Source organism: Methanosarcina sp. 1.H.T.1A.1 (assembly GCF_000979295.1).
Taxonomy (GTDB): domain Archaea; phylum Halobacteriota; class Methanosarcinia; order Methanosarcinales; family Methanosarcinaceae; genus Methanosarcina.
In genome coordinates, this window is record NZ_JJQY01000136.1 from 1 (window position 1) to 8,357 (window position 8,357).

Consider the following 8,357-nt stretch of genomic DNA (forward strand, 5'->3'; position numbering starts at 1 on the left):
GTTTAATGTTTTAGATAGTAAAACTTGCAGGGCAGGAGATTAAAGATCTGGTTGATAGCTAACAAAAACTTCAGATTTTTCTCAGAAATTCGAGACTGGATTGTAATCCGACCTTCCGCAGATGTCTTCAAAAAAAGAACATTTTTCTTGTTATCGTTTTTGGAGAATTATTCGAAAATCTGCAGTTATTATCTCAACTGAAGCTTCTGGAAATAAGTGCTGGAAGTTTTCAATGAAGGCAAAAGGTCGAAAATTGCGGGATATTTCAAAAACACATGGGATATTTCAAAAACACATATTTGAATAACCTGAGTAGTTTTCAGACAAAACGATAGCAGTAAAAATTGTGAAAATTGAAAGGACATCTGCGGAAAGTGGGTGTAATAACCGTGTACATTATATCAAATGCCGTATCGTTTTCGGAAGTCGGATGGGGAGCCGATCACTACCGTATCTTGTTTTTCGATCCGATCCAGCTTTGCCATGTACTCAGGTTTGAGCTTGGGCTCAATCGCTTCTTCGTACTGCTGCACCATATCACAACCTATCTTATTAATGCCTTATTAACTCATACCCTGTGAGACATTAGGGCAGGGTTTAATCCCTGCACTTTACAACTTTGCGGAAATTTCTACGGTATTCCAGCTTTTCGATAAAGGTGTCTCTCGAAAATGCGCTGTTAAACTTCGCTGTTTTCGTTACTACACGGTCAGGTTATCATAAAAAAACGGGAAGTCACTTTTGGTGATATAGTCAATCATATGAAATTTTACTATCCTCTTATTTTAGCTTTGTTCGTGATTGTTTTCTTCGTTGTGGTAATGGATAAATATAGAACCCTATACTAATTTTGAAATTTTTAATCTGAATATTTTTTTTGTTTTGAGAAAATTTTTCGCTTAAGTAATTTAATATAAGTGTGAAAAGGTATTAAAATTCACAATCGATTATAAGCTTTTGAATATTATCTCAGAGACTGAGTTTTAACCGCAAGGAGAACCCCCATGAAAGTATTGATTGTAGATGATGATCCCTCATTTTTAGAGCTATCAAAGATATTTTTAGAAGTTTTCCACGATATACCCTCCGATACTGTGGATTCTGCAAGAGAAGCTCTCAAGATGTTAGAGAAAGACTCCTATGATGTGATAGTCTCGGACTATGATATGCCTGTTATGAATGGTATCACATTCCTAAGGACTATCCGTGATAAGAGAATCAACATTCCTTTTATTCTATTTACGGGAGTTGGAGAAGAACTTATGCACCAGGCAATGCAAAATGGTGCAAATTCTTTCATTCTGAAAACCAGTGACCCAAAAACTCAGTATTCAGAGTTATCAAAACGAATCTGGCAGGTTGTAAATAGCAGTTAATCAAGCTCCGAGTAACTTTTATTGAGAAGCTGATCACCTAACACAACAGAAATCGGTTCGCAGAATACGGTCAAAAAATAGTAAATGAAAAGAAAGAAAAGTTTGTGAGCATAGATGAACTTTGATGTCCTGGTGCTTCCGGAATTATTTGATAGGGTTCCCTCAGAGCTAAAACTAACAGTTCAAAGCGAATGTGCCCTTCAACCAGTGTTTTGTGACTTATTATGCTCTTTCTCTTTTAGATATCAGGTTTAAGGCTATCAAGAAGCTGGAAACGAATATTATAGCGATTACTGCCGTATTTGTTGGGCTGCTTATACCTGAAAAATTATTGATAAAAGGACTGGTAATAGAATAAGCAGCATTACTGGCGGAATAAGTCCTTGTATGCAGTCCGTAGTAAGCCGACTCCAGAAGTACTGCTATAAGCGAAATTAAAACTGCTATCATAAAACTGCGGATTATAATGTCAAGTCTCATTCCTGGTCATCTTTTACAACTACATCCTGAAATAATTTTTGATAATTTTTGCTGATGGCGATTTTGAAATAATGCCTCATAATTGTGTGTAGTTGTCAGGTTTACATATGACCAACTATTAATCTCTCATACAAAACTTTAATGAAAAAATGACTCAGTGCTTAGATATGTCGTGAGAGTTGAGCCACAAGTTAACCAGCTTTAAACCTAATAACTGGTTAGATAATTTTCTAAAACGATATCAGGAAAAAATATTCTAAATTATAATGACGACCTGCCGAAAGTAAGATAATGAACCAAATTTGCTAGAATTACGTGTGAAATTGAGCCAAAAACCTACAAGATATAATTATGATAATATAAAACATAACCTTATTTTATTTGAATTAAACTTAAGCAACCAAATTGTATACAATAAAAGTAAATTAAATACATTCATATATTTTGATTTACTATCCTATTTTTAATGAGTGCGTGGAAATAATCCAAGCATACTGGACTAAATAATTAAAAACTTAGTAGTTGAATACCGTTTCTTTGTAGTAATTTGCCCAGTTTTTAAAATAGAAGTGATGTTTGGGAGCTAATCACAGGATAAAAATAAAAGGGATGTGGATATAGATGGACATAAATATAGCAGATATAATTACAACCATCATCGTAGGAGTTTTAGGCGAATCTGCTAAGGGTTTTGGAGGGACACTTGCTCTTATTGTAGCCGGATGGCTTTACTCCGTTTTAGTTCTATTAGTTTTATTGCTGTTTTTTGCAGTATACTACATTGTATCTGCTAAGGCTATATCGAAGATAGCCGAAGATAGAGGCATTACTGATCATAAGATATTCGCTTGGATACCAATACTCAGGGTAGTACGTTTATTCGAGATTATAGATTTTAAGATCCCATGGTGGTTAAACTTTTTTGTCGTAGTGGTATTATTGCTGTTCTTCCAATTGTTTTTTTGTATAATGGTATTGGGTTTATGGATTAAGATAGCTTACATGTATCTAAAAAGAACAGGGGAAGCAGTAATATTAGGTTTGCTCTTCGGTCTACCGGGATTGAACATAATACTTGCAATATATCTTGCTTATTACTATAAAGAGGAACACATAACAAAAAAACATACAGTTGCGGAGGCATCACCAGTTGTTGGAACACTTCCAATAATGGAGCAACATATGGCTGTTCAGGTAAATCCTAAACAAAATACTGAAAAAATCGAACCTAAAGTTACAGAGGCATCACCAGTTGTTGGAACACTTCCAATAATGGAGCAACATATGGCTGTTCAGGTAGATCCTAAACAAAATGCTGAAAATTAAGACATATGTCGTGAATTTGTCGGCGTAGATACCGATGGAAAAAAGAATAACAAAAAAGAAAGTGTCATCAAATCAAGGAAGTGATTAAATGGCTTTTTGCAGAACATGTGGTTCTGAAATTTTAGCAGATGCTGAGATTTGCCCTAAATGTGGAGTTAGACAAAAACCAAATGAACAGAAAAGTCCTGATATAGCTGCAATATTATCTTTCCTATGGGTCGGTTTAGGTCAAATTTATAATGGTCAACTCGGGAAAGGTCTTCTGTTTATGGTATTACAGATAGCAAATTGTTTTTTGTTTGCTTTAGTCATCGGACTTATAACCGTTCCGGCTTTCTGGTTTTATGGAATTTATGATGCTTACACCATAGCAGAAAAAATAAATAACGGCGAAGAAGTTTCAAATAAATTACTATGAAATTCTGATTTCATAAATAATTTATGTACCAATAGAGCACAGTAGTTCCGAATAACCCAAGTTCCGAATGAGGAATTTGACAGTCATTAAATATCTCACAGCAAATTAGGCAAAATGTTAAAATATTTTAACAATCGACAGGTAAAAAGTAAAATCAATATGTTTCTGTCATTCGGAAGTAAGTCTGATCGGAACTACTTATTTTACAGATATATTTTTATGTTTCTTACAGATACATTTTTTGCGTTTAATTAACAGGTGAGATTTTGCAGTTTTCATTTACATCAGAAACTCTAGTTGAATTCAGAGTTTCGCTTCAGTTGTGGTTTTAATAAAGTGTGAACTATTCATTTTAAATGAAAGAACAAAAAACTGATTAGCCATGAAAATTCACGTCCTCCAGCACTCCGCCCTCAACACCCTCGGCACCGTAGAAGAATACTCCAGAACTAAAAACCACCCTCTTGAGTCAACCCGCTTTTATAAAATCACAAATCCACCTTCGCTTGAATCTTTTGACCTCCTCATTATCATGGGCGGTCCTATGGGAATCTACGATTACGAAGAAAACCCCTGGCTAAGAGACGAAAAAGCCTTCATAAAACAGGCAATCGAAGCAGGAAAGCCTGTGCTCGGGATCTGCCTCGGTGCCCAGTTACTTGCAGACGTCCTCGGCGCCCGCGTCTATGAAAACGAGCACAGGGAAATGGGCTGGTTTCCTGTAAAGACAGTCCGGACGGAGGGAAATAAACCGGAATTTCTGGAGGGGCTGCCGGAAGAAATCACAGTTTTCAACTGGCATTCCAGAACCTTTGACCTTCCAGCCGGGGCTGTGCATCTTTTCCGGAGCGAGGGATGTAAAAATCAGGGTTTTATTCATAACGGCAGGGTTGTAGCACTTCAATTTCACCCGGAAGTGCATAAAGAAAGGGTTGAATCCATGATCACGCGGTTTGGGGGAGAATCAGGAAACGGACCGTTTATCCAGAAAAAAGAAGAGATGCTCGGACAGGAGAAGTATCTGGCTGAGACAAAGAAATTCATGTTTACAGTGCTGGACAGGTTCGAAAAAATTATGCACTCTTAAAAGATGTCTTTACATCCTTGAAAAACGTCTTTACATCCTTAAAAGATGTCTTTAAAAGGATCTTTCACCCCTGAGATAAGGGTTGCAATATCTTTCAGCGCAAGGCTCTTCTTAAGCCCTGTGGGGAGAGCAATGTATTTCGGGCTCCAGACAGGGTTGAACTTTTCCTTGAAATCCCGCAGGCCTTTATAGTTATAGATATAGTCGCCGTTGGCAAAGATCAGAGATCCTACTTTATGCCAGAGAGGGGAAAACTGCCTCTTTTCAAGGCCTGAAAGAGGAGCCATTCCGAGAGAGAATCCCCGGTATCCGTTTTCTTTACCCCAGAGCATTAGTTTGATAAAAAGATATTACATAGTCCTGTCAGGGGCGATGGAACCATAGCGCATGAGGTCAACACTGAGCTCTTCTTTCTTTCCTCCTGCCCAGATGTTTGCAAAGGCAACGATTTCTTCATCATATATGATAACCGGTAAGAGATAACTGACAAGCCTCTTTAATTTAAGGGCTTTTTCCTGTATAGTACCTTTTTCTTCCATCAGGATCAAATGTCCTTTTGTTGTTGGATCTGAGTTCAGCCAAGGTTATGAATTGGAGTTAAGGATTAAAAATTTCTAATTTCGAGCCCATTCTTTTAAAGTAGATCTATTTTTTGCCAGTTCGCTGCCTGTTAGCTTCTCTCATGGTTAAATAACGATTTATCTAACCCTTACAACCTTATCACTGCAATATGTCGTTCATGTTACGCTCGACGAAGGAGAGCGGTCTTTCCTGCGAAAAAGAATAAGAGAACATAAAAGAGAGAACATAAAAGAGAGAACATAAAAGCCAGAAAATAAAAGCTGATGAATAAGCTTTTGAGTAAGAACTATAAACCAAAAGATCAAAACGGCATAAACTTCAATCTTTATCTCTCTTTCAAATCTGCTTTTGTTCTTTTTTACAGGGTCGCCAGACAAGCTGGCGGGGGTATTCTACTTTACCCTGAGATTGAAAAACTTTTTTCAGGAGATTAATATCTGGATGGATGCCTGATCCTGTGCGGAATTTATTAATCCAAACTGAATGAACTCATAAGGGCGAGAACGAAAACAAGTATTCCAGCTGTAAGAAATATAATCTCTTTTACAGTAAGGGGTTTTTCTTGGAGTTCGGGTGATTTTTCTTTCCAGTAAACGTTAAGGGAATTTAAAACCGGAATGAACGACAGAAAAGAGAGATGGGCAAGCAGCCAGATTGGTTCTTTCCATATGGTGGTCGTATTTATCCATATCCAGAAAATTATGAGAATTGCTGTTGGATAATTGACATGGTGACCTTCTTTTTTAAGCATATCAGAAAACCTGTCGAATAAGGAAGACATGAAATAGGGCATCAAGAGAGTTCTCCAGAAAGGAGAGACATCAAGATTATCTTTTTCTTTAAAATATTTCCAGCTTTTATAATTCCAGTATAATTCATAAAACCCCATGGATGCTACAGAAAAAAGTGCAAATTTCCAGACCGAAAGTACCCTGGAATAATTCTGTTCATTTTCAGTCATAATAACCCCTAACCATATTTACCCTTAGCCTGATGTTTATGATAGTAAAAATGTACCCAGCAGGATTATGGAAAAGAAAACTATTCCTATTATTAGCAGAGTTATCTGCCATCCTGTAAGAGGCTTTTCAGGAAGTTCAGGAGACATTTCACTCCAGTAGACGTTAAGAGAATTTAAAACTGGAATGAACGCTATAAATGAGAGATAGATAAGCAGCAAGAGAGGACCTTCTGCATACGGGCAAACTGTATTCAGAATCATCCATATAAATATAAGAAACGGCGTCGGATAATTTGTCTGACGGCCTTCAGCTTTAAGCATGTCAGAAAACTTGTCAAATAATGAAGACATAAAAATAGGCATAAAAAATGCTCTCCAGAAAGGAGAAACTTCAAGATTATCTTTTTCCTTAAGAAACTTCCAGCTTTTATAATTCCAGTACATTTGATAAAGTCCTAAACTTGCTATAGAAAAAAGCGCAAATTTCCATACCGGAATTACTCGGGAATAATTCTGTTTATCGTCGGGCATCGATAAACTCCATTTAATTTCAGTAGTCCATAATAACAAGCTCATAGAAATGTCTGATTCTTTAAAGAATGGAACTTAAGATATACAAAGCATATAAACTATAAAAAGTTATTTGTTATGAAATAAAAATGTAGGTGGGCCCAACTACCTCATTGGATGAAATATTCCAGACAAAAAGATCAGCAGACAAAAAGATCAGTAGACAAAAAGATCAGTAGACAAAAAGATCAGTAGACAAAATATCAATAAATTCCTGCTTACTTAGAACTCACAGGTTACTTTAGAGAGGATGCAGGGCATTTCTGCCCTTAGTCGAAACAGCAGGCATACATATATAAAAAAATTAAGGCATAAAAAAATTAAGGCATAAAAAAATTAAGGCGGGATTCACAAGGTTTCCACTTTTTCAGCGTGCCTGAAAGTAACAACCCCTTTACTCTCCTCACTCCCTGTCTTTACATTGTTTCTGGACACCGACACTACATGTTTTGTATCTGTTGGCTGCTGCCTGACCCCTGTCTTTCCGTTGTTCTTGAGGAACTTGAACTCCTTTGAAAGCATAACCAGCACCACTACCATCATAATATATTCTGTGACCGGCGCTGCAGACCAGACACCGTCGAGCCCGAAGAACCGGGGCAGGATGAACAGCAGGGGAAAGAGGAAAATGAATATCTTTCCGAGATGGATGAAGAGTGCTGCTTTGACCCTGTTTATTGACTGGTAATAGATGGCAGTGAGAAGCACTGTGCCTTCAACAAGCAAAGATAACATAAAAATGTTCATTCCTCGAAGCGTAACTTCCAGAAGTTCGGAGTCGTCCCGGTTGAAAATCTGTACTACGTTCTCGGAAAAGAAGTAGATAAACAGAAATCCTAATGCTCCGACGAGGATACACGAAAGCATTGTCAGTTTCAGAGTCTTCGAAACTCTTTCATAGTAGCCAGCCCCGTAATTGAAACCTATAATCGGCTGCACACCAAGGGCTATTCCTTCAAAGAGCATGTAGAAGATTGAAAGGACATACCCTATGATACCGTAAGCTGAGACCGCAAGCTCGGAGCCGTATATGAGCAGCATGTAATTATGAACAAAGAGCACAAGAGCCAGTGAGATCTGCATTACAAAGGACGGCGTACCTGCTTTAAGGATCCGCAGCACAATTTCGGTTTTTAATCTCATTGCTTTAAGCTGAAGTCTCAACTTTGCCTCGCTGCCGAAAAGGTAATACATGAGCATCAATGCAGACAGAGCAAAGGCAGTTACTGTTGCAATGGCAGCACCGGACATTCCCATTCCCATACGCATGACAAAGAGGTAGTCAAGCACAACGTTTACAACGATTCCGGCAACCATTATGTTCATGCAAAGCTTCGGTTTTCCGTCATTCCTTACGAGAGGTTCGAGGGCAATATTAAGGGTCATGAAGACAGAACCCAGGAAGATAATCTGAAGATATTCGCGGGCAAAGTTAAGGGCAGTACCACTGGCTCCAAGGAGACTGATAGAGGTTTTGCAAAATATAAGCCCGCCTATGGTAAAAATGGCTCCTGCAAGAAGGCATAAAGGAAAAGCATTGTTCACTATATCCAGTGC

General features: G+C 37.8%; 10 protein-coding genes. 4 read left to right on the forward strand and 6 right to left on the reverse strand.

What is annotated here, in order from left to right:
* Positions 1-401 precede the first annotated feature (401 nt).
* Entirely contained in the window at positions 402-536 is a 135-nt protein-coding gene (locus EO95_RS17715) for a DUF2683 family protein (RefSeq protein WP_156164066.1), read from the reverse strand.
* A 468-nt stretch (positions 537-1,004) separates the two neighbouring features.
* Here EO95_RS17715 and EO95_RS13420 point away from each other — a divergent pair, with 468 nt between their 5' ends.
* From EO95_RS13420 to EO95_RS13440, 4 genes are all read left to right on the forward strand, one after another.
* Positions 1,005-1,376, forward strand: a complete 372-nt coding sequence (locus tag EO95_RS13420) for a response regulator (RefSeq protein ID WP_048135407.1) — start codon at positions 1,005-1,007, stop codon at positions 1,374-1,376.
* A 1,101-nt stretch (positions 1,377-2,477) separates the two neighbouring features.
* The gene (locus EO95_RS13430; protein WP_048135411.1) at positions 2,478-3,182 is read left to right on the forward strand and encodes a hypothetical protein; all 705 of its coding nucleotides are present in this window, start codon (positions 2,478-2,480) and stop codon (positions 3,180-3,182) included.
* Between the two features lie 88 nt (positions 3,183-3,270).
* Complete coding sequence (locus EO95_RS13435; RefSeq protein ID WP_048135414.1) at positions 3,271-3,600, forward strand: zinc-ribbon domain-containing protein; 330 nt, start codon at positions 3,271-3,273, stop codon at positions 3,598-3,600.
* A 382-nt stretch (positions 3,601-3,982) separates the two neighbouring features.
* Positions 3,983-4,687, forward strand: a complete 705-nt coding sequence (locus EO95_RS13440) for a type 1 glutamine amidotransferase (RefSeq protein WP_048135416.1) — start codon at positions 3,983-3,985, stop codon at positions 4,685-4,687.
* A gap of 38 nt (positions 4,688-4,725) precedes the next feature.
* Here the strand turns inward: EO95_RS13440 and EO95_RS13445 are convergent, their stop codons facing one another.
* The 5 genes from EO95_RS13445 to EO95_RS13465 all read right to left on the reverse strand — a co-directional run.
* Positions 4,726-5,028, reverse strand: a complete 303-nt coding sequence (locus EO95_RS13445) for a phosphatidylglycerol lysyltransferase domain-containing protein (RefSeq protein ID WP_268767911.1) — start codon at positions 5,026-5,028, stop codon at positions 4,726-4,728.
* 9 nt (positions 5,029-5,037) lie between these two features.
* A complete protein-coding gene (locus EO95_RS18335) occupies positions 5,038-5,235 on the reverse strand; it encodes a hypothetical protein (protein ID WP_235283024.1) in 198 nt (65 codons plus the stop codon).
* Between the two features lie 503 nt (positions 5,236-5,738).
* Positions 5,739-6,230 (reverse strand): hypothetical protein, encoded by a 492-nt coding sequence (locus tag EO95_RS13455; protein ID WP_048135422.1) that lies wholly within the window; start codon positions 6,228-6,230, stop codon positions 5,739-5,741.
* Positions 6,231-6,266: 36 nt separating this feature from the next.
* Positions 6,267-6,806, reverse strand: coding sequence for a hypothetical protein (locus EO95_RS13460; RefSeq protein WP_156164067.1), 540 nt, complete (start codon positions 6,804-6,806; stop codon positions 6,267-6,269).
* Between the two features lie 342 nt (positions 6,807-7,148).
* Positions 7,149-8,357, reverse strand: a 1,209-nt coding sequence (locus EO95_RS13465; protein ID WP_048135426.1) for an MATE family efflux transporter, incomplete at its 5' end; no start/stop codon positions are given.

What these genes read in the sequence shown, in the direction of transcription:
- EO95_RS17715 (WP_156164066.1), bottom strand. Translation starts at nt 536, where the DNA reads ATGGTGCAGCAGTACGAAGAAGCGATTGAGCCCAAGCTCAAACCTGAG.
- EO95_RS13420 (WP_048135407.1), top strand. Translation starts at nt 1,005, where the DNA reads ATGAAAGTATTGATTGTAGATGATGATCCCTCATTTTTAGAGCTATCA.
- EO95_RS13430 (WP_048135411.1), top strand. Translation starts at nt 2,478, where the DNA reads ATGGACATAAATATAGCAGATATAATTACAACCATCATCGTAGGAGTT.
- EO95_RS13435 (WP_048135414.1), top strand. Translation starts at nt 3,271, where the DNA reads ATGGCTTTTTGCAGAACATGTGGTTCTGAAATTTTAGCAGATGCTGAG.
- EO95_RS13440 (WP_048135416.1), top strand. Translation starts at nt 3,983, where the DNA reads ATGAAAATTCACGTCCTCCAGCACTCCGCCCTCAACACCCTCGGCACC.
- EO95_RS13455 (WP_048135422.1), bottom strand. Translation starts at nt 6,230, where the DNA reads ATGACTGAAAATGAACAGAATTATTCCAGGGTACTTTCGGTCTGGAAA.
- EO95_RS13460 (WP_156164067.1), bottom strand. Translation starts at nt 6,806, where the DNA reads ATGAGCTTGTTATTATGGACTACTGAAATTAAATGGAGTTTATCGATG.